The sequence below is a fragment of the Streptococcus himalayensis genome, assembly GCF_001708305.1.
In the GTDB taxonomy this organism is placed as follows: Bacteria; Bacillota; Bacilli; order Lactobacillales; family Streptococcaceae; genus Streptococcus; species Streptococcus himalayensis.
In genome coordinates, this window is sequence record NZ_CP016953.1 from 1,431,245 (window position 1) to 1,454,557 (window position 23,313).

Annotated in this window: 20 protein-coding genes; 17 read left to right on the forward strand and 3 right to left on the reverse strand. The window is 42.0% G+C overall.

Annotated features, from left to right (window positions below):
- Positions 1-40: 40 nt before the first annotated feature.
- On the reverse strand, positions 41-1,297 hold the full coding sequence (locus BFM96_RS06660) for an ISL3 family transposase (RefSeq protein ID WP_083201766.1): 1,257 nt from the start codon (positions 1,295-1,297) through the stop codon (positions 41-43).
- Between the two features lie 701 nt (positions 1,298-1,998).
- On the opposite strand from BFM96_RS06660, the gene BFM96_RS06665 reads away from it, so the two are divergent.
- Positions 1,999-7,791: a discoidin domain-containing protein gene (locus BFM96_RS06665; protein WP_068991959.1), complete on the forward strand. Its 5,793-nt coding sequence runs from the start codon at positions 1,999-2,001 to the stop codon at positions 7,789-7,791.
- A 134-nt stretch (positions 7,792-7,925) separates the two neighbouring features.
- Here the strand turns inward: BFM96_RS06665 and BFM96_RS06670 are convergent, their stop codons facing one another.
- A complete protein-coding gene (locus BFM96_RS06670; protein WP_068991960.1) occupies positions 7,926-8,726 on the reverse strand; it encodes a peptidylprolyl isomerase in 801 nt (266 codons plus the stop codon).
- Between the two features lie 241 nt (positions 8,727-8,967).
- On the opposite strand from BFM96_RS06670, the gene BFM96_RS06675 reads away from it, so the two are divergent.
- The 6 genes from BFM96_RS06675 to gloA2 all read left to right on the forward strand — a co-directional run bounded on the left by BFM96_RS06675 (position 8,968) and on the right by gloA2 (position 15,208).
- Entirely contained in the window at positions 8,968-9,297 is a 330-nt protein-coding gene (locus tag BFM96_RS06675; RefSeq protein WP_068991962.1) for a DUF2500 domain-containing protein, read from the forward strand.
- Positions 9,298-9,478: 181 nt separating this feature from the next.
- Positions 9,479-9,892, forward strand: coding sequence for a VOC family protein (locus tag BFM96_RS06680; protein ID WP_068991965.1), 414 nt, complete (start codon positions 9,479-9,481; stop codon positions 9,890-9,892).
- Between the two features lie 3 nt (positions 9,893-9,895).
- A complete protein-coding gene (locus BFM96_RS06685; RefSeq protein WP_068991968.1) occupies positions 9,896-10,435 on the forward strand; it encodes a hypothetical protein in 540 nt (179 codons plus the stop codon).
- Between the two features lie 846 nt (positions 10,436-11,281).
- The gene (locus BFM96_RS06690; RefSeq protein WP_068994232.1) at positions 11,282-12,418 is read left to right on the forward strand and encodes a LysM peptidoglycan-binding domain-containing protein; all 1,137 of its coding nucleotides are present in this window, start codon (positions 11,282-11,284) and stop codon (positions 12,416-12,418) included.
- Positions 12,419-12,530: 112 nt separating this feature from the next.
- Positions 12,531-14,822 (forward strand): DNA translocase FtsK, encoded by a 2,292-nt coding sequence (locus tag BFM96_RS06695; RefSeq protein WP_068991970.1) that lies wholly within the window; start codon positions 12,531-12,533, stop codon positions 14,820-14,822.
- Positions 14,822-15,208: an SMU1112c/YaeR family gloxylase I-like metalloprotein gene (gloA2, locus tag BFM96_RS06700; RefSeq protein ID WP_068991974.1), complete on the forward strand. Its 387-nt coding sequence runs from the start codon at positions 14,822-14,824 to the stop codon at positions 15,206-15,208. The genes BFM96_RS06695 and gloA2 overlap by 1 nt, the downstream gene beginning before the upstream one ends.
- Before the next feature lie 111 nt (positions 15,209-15,319).
- On the opposite strand, the gene BFM96_RS06705 is transcribed toward gloA2, so the two are convergent.
- The gene (locus tag BFM96_RS06705; protein ID WP_068991977.1) at positions 15,320-15,667 is read right to left on the reverse strand and encodes a DUF3397 family protein; all 348 of its coding nucleotides are present in this window, start codon (positions 15,665-15,667) and stop codon (positions 15,320-15,322) included.
- Between the two features lie 354 nt (positions 15,668-16,021).
- Between BFM96_RS06705 and rplK the strand changes: the two genes are divergently transcribed.
- The 10 genes from rplK to BFM96_RS06755 all read left to right on the forward strand — a co-directional run bounded on the left by rplK (position 16,022) and on the right by BFM96_RS06755 (position 23,307).
- A complete protein-coding gene (gene rplK, locus BFM96_RS06710; protein ID WP_003069940.1) occupies positions 16,022-16,447 on the forward strand; it encodes a 50S ribosomal protein L11 in 426 nt (141 codons plus the stop codon).
- Between the two features lie 98 nt (positions 16,448-16,545).
- Positions 16,546-17,235 carry a 50S ribosomal protein L1 gene (gene rplA / locus BFM96_RS06715; protein ID WP_068991978.1) on the forward strand — a complete coding sequence of 230 codons (690 nt, stop codon included), beginning with the start codon at positions 16,546-16,548 and terminating at the stop codon, positions 17,233-17,235.
- A gap of 121 nt (positions 17,236-17,356) precedes the next feature.
- Positions 17,357-18,082, forward strand: coding sequence for a UMP kinase (pyrH, locus tag BFM96_RS06720; protein WP_068991981.1), 726 nt, complete (start codon positions 17,357-17,359; stop codon positions 18,080-18,082).
- Between the two features lie 12 nt (positions 18,083-18,094).
- Positions 18,095-18,487 carry a VOC family protein gene (locus BFM96_RS06725; protein ID WP_068991984.1) on the forward strand — a complete coding sequence of 131 codons (393 nt, stop codon included), beginning with the start codon at positions 18,095-18,097 and terminating at the stop codon, positions 18,485-18,487.
- Positions 18,488-18,498: 11 nt separating this feature from the next.
- The gene (gene frr, locus BFM96_RS06730) at positions 18,499-19,056 is read left to right on the forward strand and encodes a ribosome recycling factor (protein ID WP_068991986.1); all 558 of its coding nucleotides are present in this window, start codon (positions 18,499-18,501) and stop codon (positions 19,054-19,056) included.
- A gap of 104 nt (positions 19,057-19,160) precedes the next feature.
- Positions 19,161-20,021: an RNA-binding virulence regulatory protein CvfB gene (gene cvfB / locus BFM96_RS06735; protein ID WP_068991990.1), complete on the forward strand. Its 861-nt coding sequence runs from the start codon at positions 19,161-19,163 to the stop codon at positions 20,019-20,021.
- Positions 20,022-20,032: 11 nt separating this feature from the next.
- On the forward strand, positions 20,033-21,070 hold the full coding sequence (gene holA, locus BFM96_RS06740) for a DNA polymerase III subunit delta (protein WP_068991998.1): 1,038 nt from the start codon (positions 20,033-20,035) through the stop codon (positions 21,068-21,070).
- Positions 21,071-21,140: 70 nt separating this feature from the next.
- Positions 21,141-21,746 carry a superoxide dismutase SodA gene (sodA, locus tag BFM96_RS06745; protein ID WP_068992000.1) on the forward strand — a complete coding sequence of 202 codons (606 nt, stop codon included), beginning with the start codon at positions 21,141-21,143 and terminating at the stop codon, positions 21,744-21,746.
- A 90-nt stretch (positions 21,747-21,836) separates the two neighbouring features.
- Positions 21,837-22,526, forward strand: coding sequence for a tRNA (adenine(22)-N(1))-methyltransferase (locus BFM96_RS06750; protein ID WP_068992007.1), 690 nt, complete (start codon positions 21,837-21,839; stop codon positions 22,524-22,526).
- Positions 22,513-23,307, forward strand: a complete 795-nt coding sequence (locus BFM96_RS06755; protein ID WP_068992009.1) for a Nif3-like dinuclear metal center hexameric protein — start codon at positions 22,513-22,515, stop codon at positions 23,305-23,307. The genes BFM96_RS06750 and BFM96_RS06755 overlap by 14 nt, the downstream gene beginning before the upstream one ends.
- Positions 23,308-23,313: the final 6 nt, after the last annotated feature.

Genomic DNA, 23,313 nt, shown 5'->3' on the forward strand with positions numbered 1-23,313 from the left:
TTTTTAGGCTCTTTGTCAACTGTAGTGGGTAGATGAAAAGCTAACATCTAGAGAGGACCAGCTTGGTCTTCTCTTTTTTGATGTTGATGGCAATCAAAATCCGCTTTTTGAAGTTTTCAAAGTTCCGAAATCCAAAGGCATTACGCTTGATGACTTTGATGAGATTATTCGTCGCCTCAAGTTTGGCATTTGAGTAAGGCAATTCCATGGCGTTGAGAATCTTATCTTTGTCCTTCAAAAAGGTATTAAATACGGTCTGGAAAATCGGGTTGACAGTCTGCCGAGCGTCTTGGATAAGTCCAAAAAACTGGTCAGCTTGCTTCTCCTGGAAGTGAAAAAGCAGTAGTTGATAGAGCTCGTAGTGTTCTCTCAGTTCTTGAGAATAGCCTATCAGTTTAGCGACAATCTCCTGGTTGGTTAAGTGCATGCGAAAAGTAGGGCGATAGAACCGCTTATCACTGAGTTTACGGCTATCTTGTTGTACCAGTTTCCAGTAGCGTTTGAGCGTCTTGTATTCATGCGATTTGCGGTCAAAAGCATTCATAATTTGGGTACGGACACGGTTCATAGCACGGCTGAGATGTTGCACAACGTGGAAACGATCCAGCACGATTTTAGCATGAGGAAAAAGTTGTTTGGCTAGTTGATAGTAAGGGCTAAACATGTCCATAGTTATGAATTTAACGCGGTTTCTGACCTGTCTAGGATAACGCAGAAAGTGATTTCGGATGGTTGCTTGCGTTCTTCCATCAAGGATAGCGATGATGCTATTTGTGTCAAAATCTTGAGCGATAAAGCTCATTTTCCCTTTCTTGAAGGCATACTCATCCCAGGACATGACTTCTGGAAGCTTAGCCCAATCCGTTTCAAATTTAAACTCATTGAGTTTTCGAATAACTGTAGATGTTGAAATGGAAAGTCTGTGTGCGATATGTGTCATGGCTTGCTTTTCGATGAGTAATTGTGCGATTTTCTGGTTGACAGCGACAGCGATTTGATGGTTCTTCTTAACAATAGGAGTTTCAGCGACCACCATTTTCCCACAGTCCTTGCACTTGAAACGACGCTTTCGAAGGTGGATAAGTAGCGGGTAGCCAGCAGTTTCTAAGTAGGGGATTTTAGAGGCTTTCTGGAAGTCGTACTTAGCCATTTTTCCCTTGCAGGAAGGGCATTTAGGGGCTGTGTAATCCAAGTGACCGTGGAGTTCTAAGTGTGTTCCCATGTCGCATTCATTAGTGATAGTGATATTTTTGTCTTTCATTTTGAGAAAATTTGTGATAAGATTTAGTTGTTCCATATGATTCTTTCTAAATGATAGTTGTGTCGCTTTTCATTATAGGTCATATGGGACTTTTTTTCTACACTGAAAAAGGCTCCATAGTCTCCACAGTGGATTTACCCACTACAGATATTATAGAGCCATTTTTTATGTCTGTAACAGAATATTCAATGCAAATCGAAATTATATTCGTCAAAAATCAGCTTCTTTTGTCGTTCACTCCCTCAGCTGAACTCTAGTTCTACCTACGGTTTTTAGGATACAAGCTAGGCTAGTTTTATCGATCACCTTCCGTAATTCTCAATGTGAAACCTAATCAGATTTTGATGTTTATAGGGTTAGATGGTTTGGTAGTTCGATGAGTTCTTTTTAAACAGAGCCTCATAGATGGGGGTGAACTTCTTGTGTTTCGAAATGAAGATCTTCAAACAAATCTACTGCTGTCCTTTTCATTTACTAACCTTCCTTAGCGATCTATATTTTATCGTAAGAAATAAATAATAATCGATAAAAAGGCATGTAATGAGTATAAATAGTCGTAAAAACACATAATCACTTGACAGGTTGATAGTGTAAATTATACACTAAATGTAAACGGATACATTTAGATTGTGTTGCTCAATCTATGAATTGAAAAGTTTTTATACAGGAGGTTTTGATTATTGAACTCATGATAGCGGAGCGCTGGCTATCGACTGAAAAAGAGAAAGGGCAAAAAGATGAAAGCAAGCAGCAAAGAATTGTTTGAAAAGCGTCGGAGATACGCCATTCGGACCTTAGCAGTTGGGACATGCTCAGTGATGATTGGAGCTTTTTTATTGTCACAAAATCAACTGATTGCAGCAGAAGAAGTGACAGAAGCAGAAGGGGCGAATGCGTCTAGAGAGCTGGAATCAGGCAGGGAAAATGCGGGAAATACCCTAGATACTAGCTATGCAGCACCTGCTGCGTCACCAGAGATGACCAATCCATCAGAAGCAAACCAAGCTGAAAATCAAAAGATAGATATTGGAAATGACTCTGTCGCTCACCATTATACAATTGAAAATGGCGTATTGCGGACAGAATCTATCGAAAATAAGTTGACCAAGGAAAAGGTTGAGTTTGCAGCGGATTCGAAAGAATTCAATGTGCGTTTCAAGTCGGACGAGGTGGCAGAGCCTATTTCTGCAGAGCCCTTGTCAACTGATAAGGAAAGCTGGACGGTTCGTTCCAACTCTGTTGCTTCTGAAACGTCAATGACTGAAGGTCCAGCTCGACTAGCAGTTGATAATAACCCAAACACGATTTGGCATACGAACTGGGGAGCAGGGACAGGACCACAAGGGACACTTCCAGCCCATGTAGAGCTCGAATTTCCACAGGCAAAGCACATTAAGACCCTAGCCTATCTTCCTCGTCAGGTTGGAACAAATGGAGATGCAAAAGAGTATAAGATTTATGCTAAAATGGGTGAATCTGCTGAGTATCAGGAAGTGAAAAATGGCCGGTTAGAACCTTATCCAAACAAGGAGTGGCAATTCATCGACCTTGGGGACTTGCTGGCTGTTCGAGCCTTGAAATTTGAAGTGATTTCAACTCAAAATGGGAATTCCTACGGAGCAGCGGCAGAGTTGGATGTTTCTGAAAAGTCTGTCACAGAATTGCAGCTAGAGGCAGAGCGTCGTCGAAAAGAGTATGCTGAGCGGGTGCAGCGTTTAGAAGATAAACACTCGATTTCCATGAAAAATCTTCGTGTGAAAAAAGATGGCGTTAAAACCGAACAAACCGCAGAAGGTCAGCGGACAACCTTTACATTCCTTCCTTATCATTACCAAGGAAAGACTTTAAATCTTCGTTATGTCGTCGATTTGAAAAATGATGCTAAGTTTATGCAAAGTCATTTGGAAATTGCAGCTCCAGAAGGTCAAGAAGACTTAGCGATTGATACCATTGACTTGCAATCCTATAAGCTTAAAGGAGATGAAAAGATTTGGAAACTGCCCAAACAAGCAGATATTGCTGAAATGGCAGGATTCAATGGCTTTTATGCTGGTTTAGGTCAGCCTGTTTATGTCAAGAGTTTCTATACAGGTTCTGAGTTCCCGGTAGCGTGGAATACGGTAGATGATACCGAAACCTTGTATTCTCGCTACTACTCTGGCAAGAGCCTCAATCAGTTAACCAAAAACAAAGATGGTTATTACGAAACGTGGAATACAGTTCTAGGGGTTGCTCGTTCGGATGATTACCAAGTCTTGCAACAGGATTTCTATAAATATATTCAAGCGATTGGGCAAGACACCTACTATCGTAAGCAGTATAATTCTTGGTTTGACCACATGCTCAATATCAATGCCAAGAATATTCAAAATAGTTTCAATGAAATTGAAAAAGGCTTTACCAATGGAGGTGTAGCACCGCTTGATTCCTTTGTGGTGGATGATGGCTGGCAGGACATGGACACTCTCTGGGATTTTAATACGAAATTCCCAAATAAGCTTTACGATTCTAGTAAACAGGCTCAGCGGTTAGGCTCCAATTTTGGGCTTTGGATGGGACCACAAGGTGGATATTCACAGCCAGGTCATTTGGCAGATGCACTGGTGCGTCAAAACAAGGGCTCTAAGCACGCAGGTGTTGTCTATATTGGGGACAAACGCTATGTTGAAGGTTTGAATAATCTCTATGCAGATTATGAAGATAAATTTGGCATTAACTATTGGAAATTAGACGGACTTTTGCTCAATCCTCGGCCGGATACAGATCCAAATGGAAACTTTATCGGCGGAGGCTACAAAAACATGTATTCCATGACAGAGGCTCATGAGCGCTGGATTGGTCTTTATAATACTATCAGAAAGAGTGCCAAAGACCCTTCAAAAATGTGGATTAACTTGACATCCTACATTACTCCATCTCCTTGGTACCTCCAATGGGTTAACTCCATTTGGATGCAAAATTCTTCTGACGTGGATTATGAAGACAATGTCAAGCGGGGTGAATATGCTAGTCTTGATTTTGGAAATGACGCCAACGAAGCGATTACCTATCGGGATGACCGCTATGAAGAGCTAATCAATCTGCGCAAGTGGCAATTACCATTTTCAAACATTTACAACCATGACCCTGTCTATGGAAATACATCGCACTCTGCTAAACGAATTGAACCAAACGGCGATTATCGTCCACCGATTGAATTTAGCACAGATGATTTACGCAATTATCTCTACATGCTAGGAACGCGGGGAACTGGCTTCTGGGAATTCTATTACAGCTACAACAAGATGGATGATGCTAAGTGGCAAGTCAATGGAGAGGCTGTTAACTGGATTGAATCAAATTTTGAGACCTTGAAACACGCTCGCTTCCATGGAGGAAAGCCAGGTCATGGGGAAGTATATGGCTATTCTGCTTGGAATGAAGATAGCGGTATTTTATCCATTCGAAATCCAATCAATCGCAAACAAAGCTATACGGTTCGTCTTGATCGCTTGATTGGTGTACCGGAAAATATGGCGGCTATGTACCGGACGACGGTCTTGGGAGATAAGCGTCATGATAAGGCAGGGGTGACCAACTATAATGAAGAGGTTACAGTTGAGCTTGAACCTTATGAATCTTTGGTCTTCCAATATAGCAAGAAAAAAGATGAAACCTCCGCTACAGTCGAAAATGCAAAAGCAACTTCCTCTAGAACCGTTGATCTTCGCTTTAATGAAAGAGTCTTGATTGACCAAGCGACCTTCACCGTAGAAGGAAATCGAGTATCCAATGCTAGTCTAAATGCTGATTTGCGCACGGTTACCTTGACCTTGGAAGAAGAGCTAGAAAATGGTCAGACTGTATCTGTTGGTTACAGCAATGTCAAGGATAACGCTGCTGAAGCAAATATCAGTACAGGAACTGTGCAGACTACCTATTTCTCTGAAGGTCGTATTGAGGACATTAGCCATGTTCGTTTGGGAACCCCTCTCAAACAAGATGGGATTGAAGGAACGGGCGAATTTAGTGTGACTGTTAAGACAACTCTGGACAAGCTAGGTCAAACACTTGCCCAACAAGGCGATGATTGGAAGTTGTCAGTTGATGATAATGGCCGTGTTCATTTTGCCGTGAAAGAATTGGAAGTCCAATCAGCACCTCATACAGATTTGAAACCAGATGATCGTGGCATGCCGGATAAGCTAATTGCCCCACATGAAGAAGTCGTGATTACAGCCGTTCGAAATCGTAATGGTAGCTTACGTCTCTACCTCAATGGTGAAGTGCACAATACGGCGTATGACAAAACAAAGGTCAATGAATCTCTATCCATTGGAGATTTGACAGTCGGAACGACAGATTTTGCAGGTCGCATTGATCGCTTTATCCTAGAAAATCATGCCCATGATTTCAAATCAGCCGCAGCACTTCGGCAAGAAGTGGCTCCAAAACCTTACCTAGCAGCCATTGCTGGAGCGACAGTAACTGCTCCATCCTATGATGCAGATGATGGAGGAGTTGCTCGCCCAGTTTCGGCAGCCCTAGATGGAGATGCCAGAACCTATTGGGCAAGTGATCCAAATCAAGATAACCGCACTAGTCCGCAGAGCCTTACTTTTACGCTAGCAGAGCCAAAAATGGTTGCTGGGGTTGATTACACACCACGCCATATTGCAAATGCGGTTGGAAATATTAAGAAAGCCTACATAGAAACGAGCTTAGACGGAGAACATTGGACGCGTGCAGATCTTGTTGGAAAAAATGAGGAGAATATGATTCAGTTGAATCCTGCTCATACCGACAAGCAATCACTTCAATTTGCTCCAGTAATGGCTAAGTATGTACGATTGACAGCTACAGAAACAGCTCACTGGCAGGCTTCAAGTGTTAATAAGGTTGTTGCAGCAGCAGAAGTGGCCCTAGTAGAGCAAGTAATGCCAGAAATAACAGAGACACCAACTTATAATTATCTGTACAATGCCCTTGTTGAGGCCGCAGGTGTTAAAGAGAAGAGCTATACAGCAGAAAGTTATGCAACATTGGTAGCAGCAGTTCAAGCAGGTAGTGCAGCCTTGACATCTGAGGATCAAGAGACCTTGGATCGCCACTACGAGGCGGTCAAGGCAGCCCTAGCTCATTTAGAGAAAGTTGCTGAAACACCAGTAATCGAAATGCACCATTCCGTGGGTGACATTCCAGCCCCAACGGTATCCGAAAAACCAACGCTAGAGTTGCACCACTCCGTAGGTGATGTTTCAGCCCCAACCGTTTCTGAAAAACCAATTCTAGAATTGCACCATTCCGTAGGCGATGTTCCCGCCCCAACCGTTTCTGAAAAACCAATTCTAGAATTGCACCATTCCGTAGGTGATGTTGCAGCCCCAACAGTTTCTGAGAAACCAACCTTGGAATTGCACCATTCCGTAGGTGATGTTCCAGCCCCAACCGTTTCTGAAAAACCAATTTTGGAATTGCATCATTCCTTAGGTGATGTTGCAGCCCCAACAGTTTCTGAGAAACCAACCTTGGAATTGCATCATTCGGTAGGTGATGTTGCGGCTCCAACAGTTTCCGAGAAACCAACCTTGGAATTGCATCACTCCGTAGGTGACGTTGCAGCCCCAACTGTTTCTGAGAAACCAACGCTGGAATTGCACCATTCCGTAGGCGACGTTCCAGCGCCAACCGTTTCTGAGAAACCAACGCTAGAATTGCACCACTCCGTAGGTGATGTTGCAGCCCCAACCGTTTCTGAGAAACCAACGTTGAAATTGCATCACTCCGTAGGTGACGTTGCGGCTCCAACGGTATCCGAAAAACCAACGCTAGAATTGCATCACGCAGTGGGTGGAACTGTTGCCGACAAACCGACACTTGAGTTAGGTAATGTAGTGAGTGCCACCCCAGCGCCAACTGTTGAGGATAAGATGATGGGCTTGGTTCACGAAGGAACACAGCTGAAGGTTGTTGGTTCCGTTGCTGCCTTGAACGGTGCTACCAAGTTAAGAGTTCGTCCAATGACTTCAACAGCACCTGCATTGGAAAACCAAAACTATGAATTGTACGATGTGACTCTTTATAATGAAAAAGACGAACCGGTGCAAATCAAGGGAGAAGTAACCGTTGTCCTTCCAAGTAAAGGTAAAGTGGATAAGGTCTACTATGTTCTTAACAATATGACAGAAAGTCTGCCATTTATCCAAAATGCGGATCAGACAGAAGTCATGTTTAAGGTTACTCACTTTAGCCAATATGCACTTGTTTACGCCAAAGGTGAGTCTGCACCAGTGGTGAATGGAGTGGCGGTAAAACCAGTCAATACTACTTCAGCTGTGCAACCAGGTATTCAATTGCTTGCAAATGACAAGAAGGATGAAAAGATGGAAGCTCAAAGCATGCCAGCAGATAAGATGATGGCAGACAAAGAGATGAAGTCTGAACAGTCCTTGCCAAATACAAGCAGTGCAGAGTCCGCACTTGGTTTAGCAGGTCTTGTTTTAATGGCGATGGGAGCTAGTGCTCTGAAGCCTAGAAACAAAGATGCGTAATACTCCATAAGAAAATCCTCTCTAGAAACTCTAGGGAGGATTTTTTGAAGGGTAAACATTTATATTGTCTTTGTCCTTATGGTTGAGCCTGTCTTGAAATAACCAGTGAATTACATAAATTTAATGGTTTTGTGTTATTTTTTAAGGTCATAATCTTGTAGAATTTCAATGCTCTCAATTTTCACATCTGTTTTTGGTTTGTCGCGCTCGTCTGTTTCACTAGCGGCAATTTTATCAACGATATCCATGCCTTCGAGGACTTGTCCAAAAACAGTATAATTTCCATCTAAGCTAGGATTTCCACCATTTTGATAGGCTTCAATTATGGCTTTTGGATATTTTTGAGGATCGAGTGTGTTTGTCTGGTTTTGCTTATTTTGGTTGATGAAAAATTGACTGCCGTTGGTATCTGCCCCAGCATTTGCCATGGCAAGAGCCCCGCGAATGTTGTAGAGATAAGGTGAAATCTCATTTTTGAAACCTTGCCCGCTATCGATACTCGCATCTTTTCCAGCCCAGATGGATTCTCCGCCTGTTCCATTGCCTTTGGGGTCACCCGTTTGAATCATAAAGTCTTGAATGATACGGTGGAAAATCACACCATTATAGTAGCCTTCCTTGGCATGGGTCAGAAAATTTTCAACTGCCAGTGGTGCATAGGTCGGGAACAGTTTGATTCGAATCGCACCTTCGCTAGTCTTGATCGCTACTTCTGCCTGATCCTTTTCAACCTTATCTGTTAATTGAGGGAAGACAGCATGTTTGTTAGTTAGAGCATCTTCAAGCTCCTTGGCGTATTGTTCGGATTCCTTATTGCGCGATTCTGCAGCAAGGCTAGAATCCACATATTCATCACCACGCAGAGCTCGTTGAACATCTGTGCATCCCCAGAGAAACAGACTGCTAGCAGCGGTTAATAGAAGTAATTTTTTCATAAGTTTCCTTTCTTGTTTATGGATTAGTCCTATTGTAGCACGAATCTCATTCTTTTTCAAAAAGTTCACCAAAAAGAATAGTTTTTATCAGAAAAATTGTTATAATGATAGTTAAAAGATGGTGGGATACACTCTAGTTTTGAGAAGTGTGAGGTGTTTACGTCGGACTATTTTTGAAGAAGTGCTGCTCACATATTTTGTTAGATATGAGAAGTTAATCACTAGAAAAGGAGGGGGAGCCATGGAAAGTTATAGCCATTATCCTGGAGCCATATTGCTAGTAGGACTTTTTCTGCTGGGATTAGCTTGGATCATTCTTAAGTCCGCAAAAGAAGAGTTCAAAAATAATGCAGCTCCCAAGGAGGAGTATGCAGCCCGTCTTGTCGGAAAACGGACTTATCTCGGTCGTGGGCGCTATGCTTCGACGACGTATTATTTGACCTTTGAGTGGAATCAGGGTGAGCGAAGGGAATTTTGTGTCGATGGAGAGGTTTACGGTCTGCTGGCGGAGGGAGATGTAGGAGACTTAATCTTTCAAGGAACTCGTTTGATTGATTTTCGTAGAAATTAGCTTCCTTAAAATTCTTTGTTTTTATTGTCAATACTATCTTTGGCTCATGCGAAGAACCTTTGTCAATCATCTGTTGGCTGAAATTCTCGGAAATAGTGTATAATGGAAAAGCAAGTGACCTGCTAGGGCTGTGTATTTCCCAGTAGGAAAGCTGCGAGTAAAGAGAAAATGAGGAAATAAGATGATTAAAGCCCTAGAATTATACCTAGTCACAGATGGAAATGGCCAAGAAGCAGTTGAATTTTATCGGGAAGTCTTCCATGCGGAAGTTATTTCTTCTTTGACCTGGGGAGAGCAAGTACCAGATTGTCCAGCCGATCGTGCTCATTTATTGATGAACGCACAGTTGAAGATTGGCGAGCAACGACTTATGATTTCAGATGAAAATCCAGATTTTGACTACAAGCATGGCTATAACATGACAGGGGCGATTATTGTCGATCGAGTAGAAGATGCCCAAGAAATTTATGAAAAATTGAGCCAAGGGGCTCGTAAAATTCATCTAGAATTGCAAGAAACTTTTTGGAGTCCAGCCTATGCGAATTTAGAAGATCGCTTTGGTATGATGTGGCAGATTTCAACGGAGGTGGGATAAGCCATGACGACTAAAGAGCAGGTGTATCAACTTTACAAAGACCATGCATCTATGCCGTATATTGCTCCAGATCGAGACTTAGCGACCTGGCTATTGGACGCTAAGCCTGTTCCTAAGCGAAATATGGAACCTTTGGCAGACGGACTATTGGCAGGAGACATCATTCTGTTGTGGCGAATTCAGTTTGATACCTTTACAACGGATTCGGTGTTTCCTAAGTATTTTGAGTACACTTACGGAATTTATGCTCCAAAACATTTGGCAGATTTGGTGGCAAACGGCTACGCTGTTGTCGAAACAGCCTTTGATTCGCTGGATCATCTCAATGCCACTATGAAGAAAAGTATTCTAAAAACCAAGGGTGTGACGGGCTTGTCTAAGATGAAGGCAGCAGATTTAGACGCTGCTTTAAAAGAACATTTTTCGGAAGAAGACTTGGCGGCAACCTTTAGCATTCGTGGCTATAAACTGACGGCTAAGGGAGAAAACGCATTGGCTGAAAATCAGGACGTCATTGACCGTCATCCTAAGAAGAAATTTTGAGTTTGGGACAATATCCCAACCTTAAATAGAAAAAGCGAACAAAACTAGTTTTCTGACCTAAGAATTCTGCCTTGTTCGTTTTTTGTGTCTAATGTGGGAGTGGGGCTCAATCGTGAATTCATAGAAATCGATTATCCTCACTCCTTTTTTTCTAGGTTCAACCGAAACTAATCCACTGGCTTCGTTTACTCATACTCATTAAATTTCAAAAATATCCATCCCATATATAAAAATTTATTTTCTATGAAATGAAGTGGGTTAGGTAAGAAAAACGTGATGCTTTTTCAGCAGGTGAAAAGGGCAGTAACAAAAAAGAGGTAGGAAACATCTAAGAAACTCACCAAATCGCTAACTTTGATTTTCATTGAGTATTACATACCCGCATGTTGATTAGCTTATACAACTTTCAATTGTGAAAGGTTGGAAATAAGGCTAGCGAAACGTTCGCCAGCCTCTTTTAATAGAATGATGATTTATCAACGTTTTACAAACCAGGCAACGACTGCACTAAACTGTTCAATCTGCAAAACTCATGAGGTCAGGGACTTTTGTCCCAGCCTTGATACCGAATTTCAAAAATCAAACTCTACTTATTCTAACCTCTTTTGCATTATAGGTATTCGGTAGCTCCACTGAGTCGTTTTTGAGCGAGGCTCTGCTAGTGCATAGTTGTAAAAAACTAGTTACAACAAGGTGACAAAGGATGAAAATGGTGACAAATATTTCTAAATATTACACGAAAAAGACAGTTCAGTAAAAAGAGCAGAAAAAGTCTAGCTAATCCTAAAAATTGTGGTATGATAGTTTTGTACTAAGAGAAAGAGGAATATTTTCATGAAATTCAAAATGAACAAAAAAGCCTTGCTTTTTTCTACCCTAGCCTTATCATTTGCACCAACAATCAGTGCACAAGCAGAAGAAGTAGCACAAAATTGGGTGCCGCGTTCTGTTGAGGAAATTAAGGCAGACATGATGCGTAGCGAAAACAAACAAAGCTACACGGTCAAATACGGAGATACATTGAGCACGATTGCAGAAGCTTTCGGTCTGGATATGAATGTGCTTGCAAATATCAATAAAATTGCAAATGTAAACTTGATTTATCCTGATACAGTTCTCACGATTACCTCAAATGATCAAAATCAGATTACAGGAGTTGAAATTCAAACGCCAGCAACTGCCCCAGCTGCAGAGCAAGTGACGGCACAAGTTGACTTAGATAGCAATAAAGTCGTTGTCAATGACCAAGCGGTAGTTGTAGAAGATGTGACCAAGCCAGTCACAGAAGTCCCAGCATCCGTAGCAACAAATGTGTCAGAATCGACTGAAGTTTCAACAACTTCTGAACAGCCAGCAGAGCTTCCATCAAGCTCAGCAGAAGCGGTAGTAGCACCAGAGGTGCCAGAAGTACCAGCAGTTTCTGAACAACCAGCGGAACTTCCAGCAGCTGCAGAAGAAACACCAGCTGTTCCAAATGAATCTACAGCGGCTGAAGTTCCAGCACCAGAGGTGGCAGAACCAGCAGCAGTTGAAATTCCAGCTCCAGCTGCAGAGAAAGCTGCCCCAGCTCCAAGCCAGCCAGCCTACAATGCTCCAGCAGCAACAGACTATGCAGGTATTGCTTCTGCAAATCCTCAAAATGCAGGTCTTCGCCCACAAACAGCAGCCTTTAAAGAAGAAGTTGCTAGTGCCTATGGCATTACCTCCTTTAGTCTTTACCGTCCAGGTGATAGTGGTGACCACGGAAAAGGCTTAGCAGTTGACTTTATGGTTGGAAATAATACAGCTCTTGGAGATCAAGTGGCAGACTACGCAACGAGCAATATGGCAAGTAGAGGTATTTCTTATGTCATTTGGAAACAGCGTTTTTATGCACCTTACCCAAGTATCTACGGACCAGCCAATACATGGAACCCAATGGAGGATCGAGGTAGCATCACTGAGAACCACTTTGACCACGTTCATGTATCAATGAATCCATAAAGGATATTAGGAACCTTGGAAGGCTAACTTTCCGAGGTTTTTTGATTTGTCTTGAGAAAGCGCACTCCCATTTCCAAGTGAATTCAAGAATAAAATATGGTATAATGAAAATATGGTAACACAGAAAAATACGAAAAAAAGTCGGACGACACGACGTCCGACGAAAGCAGAATTGGAACGAAAAAAAGCACGCAATCGAATGCTTCTGAGTATTTTATCGGCTTTTTTATTGGTGTTTGCTGCCCTTCGTTTAGGAGCAGTTGGGGTGACGATTTACAATCTCATCCGATTGATGGTCGGAAGTTTAGCTTATGTAGCCATCGCAGCGACCTTGCTATATCTCTTTATGTTCAAGAAGATAAACCAAAAGGAAGGTGCGAAATCAGGATTTTTAAGCCTTTTTGTGGGGCTCTTGATTATTTTTCAGGCCTATTTTGTCATGGCTGTCAATGTAAAGGGGCAGGTGTTATCCACAACGTTTGCTCGGGTTTGGATGGATTTAGTGGCTTTTCGAGTCAAATCTTTTGCAGGGGGAGGTGTTTTTGGAGCTCTTCTTTATGGGCCGACCGCCTTCTTATTTTCAAACATTGGTTCTTATTTTATCGGCCTTCTTCTCCTAGTCTTGGGAGCCCTTTTGATTAGTCCGTGGTCGATGTATGAGGTAACAGAGCATGTGATGGAGCGTTTTCGTGAGTGGCAAGAACAGCGTGAAATCAAACGCCAGCAGAAATTTGCTGAAAAAGAAGCGCGTGAGACCGCGGCTCGTTTGACAGAAGAAAACATGCGTTCAACGGTTGACTTGGAAACAGGGGAGATTATGGAGTATGAAAATCCAGTCCCTAGACCAGTGCCAGCGGAAAGTGAGGCAATAGAACCTGAGATTATTGACTATGATGAGCAGGAGCCTGCGGGCTTTGATGAGGAAACGGATGAAACAGATAGTAGCGAAGAGCTAGAAGTTTCCTTTACGCCTAAAGAACATTTGGATTACAAATTACCAAATTTGTCTCTTTTTGCCCCAGATAAGCCTAAGAATCAATCCAAGGAAAAAAAGATTGTTCGGGAAAATATTAAGATTTTGGAAGAAACCTTTGCCAGTTTTGGGATTAAGGCGACGGTGGAGCGGGCAGAAATTGGCCCGTCTGTCACCAAATACGAGGTGAAGCCAGCTGTTGGTGTACGGGTCAATCGGATTTCGAATTTGGCAGATGATTTGGCTCTAGCCCTTGCGGCCAAAGATGTGCGAATTGAAGCACCGATTCCGGGAAAATCTTTAGTAGGGATTGAAGTGCCGAATTCCGAAGTAGCAACGGTTTCCTTCAGGGAATTGTGGGAACAGTCCAAGACAGACGCTACGAAGCTCCTTGAAATTCCCCTTGGAAAAGCAGTCAATGGCTCGACGCGTTCCTTTGATTTAGCTAAAATGCCCCATCTGTTAGTCGCAGGATCAACCGGATCTGGAAAATCTGTTGCAGTCAATGGTATCATCTCTAGTATTCTGATGAAGGCTAGGCCAGATCAGGTGAAATTTATGATGGTGGATCCGAAAATGGTAGAATTATCGGTCTATAATGATATTCCTCATCTTCTGATTCCTGTGGTGACCAATCCTCGAAAAGCTGCACGAGCCCTTCAAAAGGTCGTGGATGAAATGGAAAGTCGCTACGAGTTATTTTCCAAGGTGGGGGCTAGAAATATTGCTGGCTTCAATGCCAAGGTTGAAGAATACAATGCCCAGACCGAGTATAAACAGATTTCTCTGCCCTTGATTGTGGTCATTGTAGATGAGTTAGCAGACTTGATGATGGTAGCCAGCAAGGAAGTAGAGGATGCCATTATTCGTCTGGGACAAAAGGCACGGGCGGCTGGTATTCACATGATTCTCGCAACCCAGCGTCCATCGGTTGATGTCATCTCTGGTTTGATTAAGGCAAATGTTCCGTCACGGATTGCCTTTGCTGTCTCAAGTGGAACGGATAGTCGTACGATTTTGGATGAAAATGGTGCAGAGAAACTCTTGGGTCGAGGCGACATGCTCTTTAAGCCGATTGATGAAAATCATCCTGTCCGCTTACAAGGTTCCTTTATTTCAGATGATGATGTTGAAGCGATTGTGAGTTTTATTAAACACCAAGCAGAAGCTGAGTACGATGAGTCCTTTGACCCTGGTGAAGTAACAGAAGGAGACTTTGAGGGTGCAACAGGTGATAGCGGTGGCGATCCGCTCTTTGAAGAAGCGAAAGCCCTAGTTGTTGAAACGCAAAAGGCCAGTGCTTCTATGATTCAACGTCGCTTATCAGTTGGCTTTAATCGTGCAACTCGCTTGATGGAAGAATTGGAAGCTGCAGGGGTAATTGGTCCTGCTGAAGGAACGAAACCAAGAAAGGTACTGGAAATGCAATGATGCCATTAGATACCCTACATCATATTGCTATTATCGGTAGTGATTACCAAAAGACAAAAGAATTTTATGTCGATAAGCTAGGCTTTGAACAATTAGATGAGCATATCCGACCAGAAAAGAATGATATTCTCTTCAACGTTCGCAAAGGAAATCTGGTACTCGAAATCTTTATTAAACCAGATGCCCCCAAACGACCACCCATGCCGCAACCAGAACACACAGGATTACGACACCTTGCCTTTAAAGTAGCAGATGTTGAAAACTGCTTGAAGGAGTTTGAACGATTAAACATTCCTCATGAACCCTTACGCTATGACGACTTTGATGGCAGAAAAATGGCCTTCTTCTTTGACCCAGACGGCCTCCCTTTGGAAATCCATGGGTAAGGGCTAGACGGGGACGAAGTACAACATCTGAAGTCAGAGACTATTGTGCGATACTATGTATATCTGACAGAAAAAACCAGCTAGTTCCATGATAAGCTAGCTGGTTTTTCTTTATAGGAATATGCTAATAACTAAGGCTAAATAGAGAAAGAAGGTCAAAATAAAACCAGCTCTCCAAAAGAATTTGAAGAATTTAGGATAGTAAAAAGAACGTTTTTTTCTTAGAAAATAAATCACAATCCACATGGAGAGGATAGAGAGGGCCACACCAAGAAGTGGCAACCAATTATGAAAGAAAAACTTATCTGAAATAAAGTAAAATTCAAAAGCAAATAAGGGAAAGGCCAAATCTGCAAAATTGAATCCGAATTTGTTCAGACGAAATACTTTTGTGATAATAATGGAGAGGATGAGCGTTAAAATAACGAATAAAACGGCTGCAATTTTTAAGACTGTCATAGTCTTATTGTATAAAGAAATGGGGATAATGTAAAGTAAAGGAGAGAATTTTTCTAAAAAATATTTCCTTTTTATAAAATGCCGTGCAAGAAAAAGATAGGTCATTCTGCGATACTAGAATTTCTATACTCTAATATGATAAAGAAGTAGCTGGTTTAGACTAACTTTTGCTTCGAAAACTAAAGTGGAACTTACTTTTGGAAATTACCGGCTAAAATATTTTCCAAATTCCTGACAAAATTCTTGCTTTTCTTTTCTGAATATGCTAGACTAATAGGGTGTGTCAAGAGACATACTTGTGGGAGGTAAAAATCTAACCATTACCGCAAAAACCACAAAGGAGGATTTTTTAAAATGGCTAAAAAAGTCGAAAAACTTGTAAAATTGCAAATTCCTGCCGGTAAAGCGACACCAGCTCCACCCGTTGGACCAGCACTTGGTCAAGCAGGGATCAACATCATGGGATTCACAAAAGAGTTTAACGCTCGTACAGCTGACCAAGCTGGTATGATTATCCCAGTTGTGATTTCAGTCTATGAAGATAAATCATTTACTTTCATCACAAAAACACCACCAGCTGCTGTTTTGTTGAAAAAAGCTGCAGGTGTTGAAAAAGGTTCAGGTACACCTAATAAAACGAAAGTTGCAACAGTTACTCGTGCACAAGTACAAGAAATTGCTGAAACTAAAATGCCAGATTTGAACGCTGCAAACCTTGAGTCTGCAATGCGTATGATCGAAGGTACTGCTCGTTCTATGGGATTCACTGTTGTTGACTAATCAATAACATCCCCAAAACCCGCAAGACTTCATCATTTCTGATGAGTGACGTGGGAGATGAAAATCGATTGAACCACTACTTACAAGGAGAATAAAAAATGGCTAAAAAAAGCAAACAACTTCGTGCTGCTCTTGAAAAAATCGACAGCACAAAAGCATACAGCGTAGAAGAAGCTGTAGCTCTTGCAAAAGAAACTAACTTTGCAAAATTCGACGCAACTGTAGAAGTTGCTTACAACTTGAATATCGACGTTCGTAAAGCTGACCAACAAATCCGTGGTGCAATGGTATTGCCAAACGGAACTGGTAAAACACAACGCGTTCTTGTATTTGCGCGTGGTGCAAAAGCTGAAGAAGCAAAAGCAGCAGGTGCAGACTTCGTTGGTGAAGATGACCTCGTTGCAAAAATCAACGGTGGTTGGTTAGATTTCGATGTTGTTATTGCGACACCTGACATGATGGCGCTTGTTGGTCGTCTTGGACGTGTCCTTGGACCACGTAACTTGATGCCAAACCCTAAAACTGGTACTGTAACAATGGATGTTGCTAAAGCAGTTGAAGAGTCTAAAGGCGGAAAAATCACTTACCGTGCTGACAAAGCAGGTAACGTCCAAGCCATCATTGGTAAAGTATCATTCGAAGCAGATAAATTGGTTGAAAACTTCAAAGCTTTCCATGAAGTAATGGTAAAAGCAAAACCAGCTACTGCTAAAGGTACTTACATGACAAACCTTACAATTACGACTACTCAAGGTATCGGAATTAAGGTTGATACAAACTCACTATAAAAATAAGACTCTGCTTTTTGCAGAGTTTTTTTCTGGAGTTTTTTCAAGAATTTGAGGGATTTGGCTATATAAAATACACAAAATATGGTAAAATAATAAAGATAAAATAAGGAGAGTAGAAATGGGAAATCCTAAATATAAACGTATTTTGATTAAACTATCTGGTGAAGCTTTGGCAGGTGAGCGTGGTGTCGGTATCGACATTACGACTGTTCAGAAAATGGCGGAAGAGATAAAAGAAGTGCATAGTCTAGGGATTGAAATTGCGCTAGTGATTGGTGGTGGAAATCTTTGGCGTGGAGAGCCAGCTGCAGAAGCTGGAATGGACCGAGTACAGGCGGACTACACAGGTATGCTTGGAACGGTGATGAATGCTCTTGTGATGGCGGATTCTCTTAAACAAGTAGGGGTTGATACACGCGTGCAGACAGCTATTTCCATGCAACAAGTGGCAGAGCCTTTTATTAGAGGACGTGCCCTTCGTCATTTGGAAAAAGGTCGCATTGTAATTTTTGGGGCTGGGACGGGCTCTCCTTACTTTTCAACAGATACAACAGCAGCTCTTCGGGCGGCTGAGATTGAAGCAGAAGCGATTCTTATGGCTAAAAATGGCGTAGATGGCGTTTATAATGCGGATCCAAAGAAGGACAAGACAGCTGTGAAGTTTGATGAATTGACCCACCGTGACGTTTTGAACAAGGGGCTACGCATTATGGACTCGACGGCTTCTACTTTATCGATGGATAACGATATTGACCTTGTTGTCTTTAATATGAATGAGCCAGGAAATATCAGACGCGTCGTCTTTGGAGAGCAGATTGGAACAACGGTTTCCAACAAGCTGTAACAAGGGGAAGACATGAAATTAGATGTCTATCTTCGGTTTAGAGGAACGGCCTTAAAGGCTATGGAGTTCTATCGTCAAGTCTTTCAGACAGAATTTGTCGGACCGGTATTGATAGATCCGACTACCAATCGTCTCATCAATGCTTGTCTGGATGTAGGTGGTGTACTGATTTCAGCTAGTGATGTAGAGGATGAGATTTCAACAGTTCTTTCCTCCATTAGTTTGGTCGTGAAAGTAGAAACTCACGAAGAAGCAGAAAGAATATTTGAACAGCTAGCCACAGCTGGGAAAGTGCTCGTTCCTTTAGCTCCACAAGATTGGGGAGATGAATGGGGACAGGTCATGGATGGTTTTGGGATTACCTGGGAAATTTTAGTCCCAGGTCAAATGAATGATAACGTATAAGGAGAAATAAAATGGCAAATGCAATTGTAGAAAAAGCAAAAGAGAGAATGGCACATTCTCATCAAAGTTTAGCACGTGAATTTGGAGGTATTCGTGCAGGTCGTGCGAATGCAAGTTTGTTGGATCGAATCAGCGTGGAGTACTATGGGGTGGATACACCTTTGAACCAAATTGCGTCTATTACGATTCCAGAAGCGCGTGTGCTTTTGGTAACACCGTTTGACAAGTCTTCTGTCAAAGATATTGAGCGTGCGATTAACGCGTCTGATTTGGGAATTACGCCAGCTAGTGATGGAAATGTAATCCGTTTGGTCATTCCAGCCTTGACCGAGGAAACACGTAAGGAATTAGCCAAAGAAGTGAAAAAAGTCGGTGAAAATGCCAAGGTTGCGATTCGCAACATTCGTCGAGATGCCATGGATGAAGCGAAAAAACAGGAAAAGGCTAAGGAAATTACAGAAGACGAATTGAAGGGACTTGAAAAAGATATTCAAAAAGTTACAGATGATGCTGTCAAACACATCGATGAAATGACTGCACATAAGGAAAAAGAATTATTGGAAGTCTAGTGTCATGGGGTAGGGAGGTTTTCCTGCCCTTTTCGTTACAAGAAAGAAAAAGTATCACTTCTCAGTGTCCTTGAGAACTAAGAGTGAATAATAGAAAGAGAACTATGAATACAAATCTAGCGACTATCATCACAGGAATGATTATTGATGAAAATGCTCAATTTTACTTTGTCCAAAAAGACGGGGCGACCTATGCTTTGGATAAATCAGAAGGCGAGCATGCCCTTGGAGAAAGTGTTAAGGGTTTTACCTATACAGATTATAAGCAAAAATTACGCCTGACAACGCGTGAAGTAACCGCGACACAAACGACTTTTGGTTGGGGTGAAGTGACGGATGTCCGCAAGGATTTAGGGGTTTTTGTGGATACTGGCCTACCAGATAAGCAGGTGGTTGTTTCCCTTGATATTTTGCCAGAATTAAAGGAATTGTGGCCCAAGAAGGGTGACAAACTCTACATCCGCTATGAAGTGGATAGTAAGGATCGCATTTGGGGTATTTTAGCAGATCAAATGGATTTTCAGCGTCTAGCAAAACCAGCCTATGACAATATGCATAATCAAAATTGGCCAGCGATTGTTTATCGACTGAAACTCTCAGGCACTTTTGTTTATCTACCAGAAAACAATATGCTTGGTTTTATTCACCCAAGTGAGCGTTATACAGAGCCTCGTCTAGGGCAAGTGTTAGATGCCCGCGTCATTGGATTTCGAGAAATTGATAGAACCCTGAATTTATCTATCAAACCACGCTCATTTGAAATGCTAGAAAATGATGCTCAAATGATTCTGACTTATCTGGAGAGCAATGGTGGGTTTATGACTTTAAATGACAAGTCAGATCCTGAGGATATCAAGGCTGTTTTTGGAATTTCAAAAGGGCAGTTTAAAAAAGCCTTGGGTGGCTTGATGAAGGCTAAGAAAATCAAGCAAGACAGCTTTGGTACAGAATTGATTGGCAAATAAGGAAAGAGCAGATGTTAGCGATTGAATCGATTAGTCAGATGAAGCGAAGTGAGTTGCCTTTTCTGACGGTCTTAACTGGGGACGATGTTGGTCAGTTTGAAGAGTTAAAGCGTCTTTTTCTTGAGAAGATTGGCTATGATCGCTCGGATTTAAATATCTCCTATTTTGACATGAAAGAGGCTCCCTATGCTGAAGTTGAAAATGATTTGATTAGTTTGCCGTTTTTTGAAGAAGAAAAACTAGTGATTTTGGATCATTTTGTGGATATTACGACGATAAAAAAACGCTCCCTCTCCGACGATGAGTTAAAGGCCTTTGAAAGCTACATTGAGCAGCCGGTTGAAACCACGCGATTGATTATTTTTGCAGAAGGCAAGCTCGATAGTAAGCGTCGCTTGGTGAAATTGCTCAAACGAGACGGTCGAATACTAGAGGCTAGTCAACCTAAAGATGAGGAAATTCGTCGTTACTTTACCCATGTTAGCCATGAGAAAGGCTTGCAATTTGCCCCCCAAGTCTTTGAAGAATTGCTGGTGAAATCTGGTTTTCAATTTAGCGAAATGACTAAAAATTTGGCATTTTTAGAAGGCTATAAAAAGACAGGGATTATTTCTTCTGAGGATATTGTTGAGGCAGTTCCAAAGACCTTGCAAGATAATATTTTTGACCTAACTCAATTGATTTTGAATAGTAAAATAGATGCAGCAAGGAGCTTGGTACAGGATTTACGGCTACAAGGAGAAGACGAAATCAAGTTGATTGCCATTATGTTGGGGCAATTTCGGACTTTTTTACAGGTTCAATTACTGGCAGAAGGTGGAAGAGGAGAGCAGCAGATTGTGGCAGACTTGTCTCATTATTTGGGGAGAAAAGTCAATCCTTTTCAGGTTAAATATGCCTTAAGAGATAGTCGCCGCCTATCGCTAGCTTTCTTGGAAGCGTCCGTTACATGCTTGATTGAGACAGATTATCAGATTAAATCAGGAATATATGAGAAAGATTATTTATTTGATTTGGCCTTGCTAAAAATTTCCCAGAATAATTTATAGACAAATTTCTTGAAAATTTTAGGTGATTGCGTTATCATTTTCATAGAACGAATCGAAAAGGAGACGAATAATGGCAATTATTTTACCAGATCTTCCATATGCTTACGATGCTTTGGAGCCTTACATTGATGCAGAAACGATGCATTTGCACCATGACAAACACCATGCGACCTATGTGGCAAATGTGAATGCTGCACTTGAGAAACACCCTGAAATCGGTGAGGATCTTGAAAAGCTTTTGGCTGATGTGGAGTCTATTCCAGCAGACATCCGTCAAGCTGTGATTAATAATGGTGGTGGTCATTTGAACCATGCTCTTTTCTGGGAATTGATGACACCAGCAACGACAGAACCTTCTGCTGAACTTGCGGCAGATATTGCGGCTACCTTTGGTTCTTTTGAAGAATTCCAAGCAGCTTTCACCCAAGCTGCAACGACTCGCTTTGGCTCTGGTTGGGCATGGCTAGTCTTGAACCAAGAAGGAAAATTGGAAGTGACTTCAACTGCAAATCAAGACACACCAATCTCAGAAGGAAAAACACCAATCTTGGGCTTGGACGTGTGGGAACATGCTTACTATGTGAAATACCGCAATGTTCGTCCTGACTACATCAAAGCATTCTTTTCTGTCATTAACTGGAATAAAGTAGATGAGTTGTATGCTGCGGCGAAATAATCAATTGTGAGAGGAGAGAGACTGTCTCCTCTTTTTTTCTATGTCTAAACATGCTATACTAGAGGAGATTAGATTAGAAATGAGAAAAACATGCAAAGAAAACAAATTTCAAAACGCTTAGCAACTGTTGGAAGTTTTGTTCCCCAAGGGGCTAGACTGGTCGATATAGGAAGTGATCATGCCTATCTCCCTATCGCTCTTGTCCAAAAAGGACAAATCAAGGCTGCCATTGCAGGGGAGGTCGTGGCAGGTCCTTACCAGTCTGCCTGCCAGAATGTAGCGGAGCACTCCCTACAGGATAAGATTGAGGTTCGTCTAGCTAATGGTTTGGCTGCTTTTGAGGTGCTGGATCAGATGGATACCTTGGTGGTGGCAGGTATGGGGGGACGCTTAATTTCAGAAATTCTAGCAGCGGATGAAGAGAAATTATCCACTCTGAAACGCCTGATTTTACAGCCCAATAATCATGAGGATCGCCTACGGAGTTGGTTACATGAACATGGTTGGGTCCTTATAGCAGAAGAAATCCTAGAAGAAGCGGGGAAGGTGTATGAAATAATGGTGGCTGAAAAAGGAAGTCAAACCTTATCCAGTCAAGAAGTATGCTTTGGGCCCTATCTATTAAAGGAGAAATCGGCAATTTTCCAACAAAAATGGCAGAAAGAGCAAGAAAAACTCAGTCAAGCCTTAGCGAGAATACCAGCAACGCATGAGCTAGAGCGGCAGGTATTGACCCAAAAAATCCAAGAAATCAAGGAGGTTTTAGATGTTAGCAAGTGAAGTTATCAAACGTTACGAAGCGTTTTGTCCTAAGGAGTTATCGTTAGAAGGCGATAGCGTGGGGCTTCAAATCGGTACTCTTCGTAAAGACATTAAAAAAATTATGATTGCCTTGGATGTCCGAGAACAGACGGTGCAAGAAGCAATCGAAAAGGAAGTGGATTTGATTATTGTCAAACATGCTCCGATTTTTCGCCCCATCAAAAACCTGTGTGTAGATACGCCACAAAATCAAATGTATAGTGAGTTAATCAAGCATGATATCGCCGTCTATGTCAGTCATACCAATATTGATGTACTCAAGGGTGGACTGAATGATTGGTTTTGTGATTTGCTAGAAATCGAGGTGGAAGGTGTCCTTCATGAAACTGCACCAAATGAGGGAATTGGCAGGATTGGGTGCGTGCAGCCTCAGACATTTGAAGCATTTGCAACCAAGGTGAAGCAGATCTTTGGCTTGGATAGCCTGCGGATGATTGCCTATGAAAACCAAGCAGAGAGCATCATTGAGCGTGTGGCAATTTGCGGTGGTAGTGGCGATTCTTTTTTCCGAGATGCGGTGGTTAAGCAAGCGGATGTCTACATCACTGGGGATATCTACTACCATACAGCCCAAGATATGCTCTCAGAAGGCTTATTGGCCCTTGACCCGGGTCATTATATTGAAGTTCTATTTATTGAAAAATTAACCGCTTTCTTTGAAGAATGGAAGCAAGAGGAAGAGTGGGATGTAGAAATTGTGGCTAGTCAAGCTAGTACCAATCCTTTCTCATATCTTTAGGAGTAG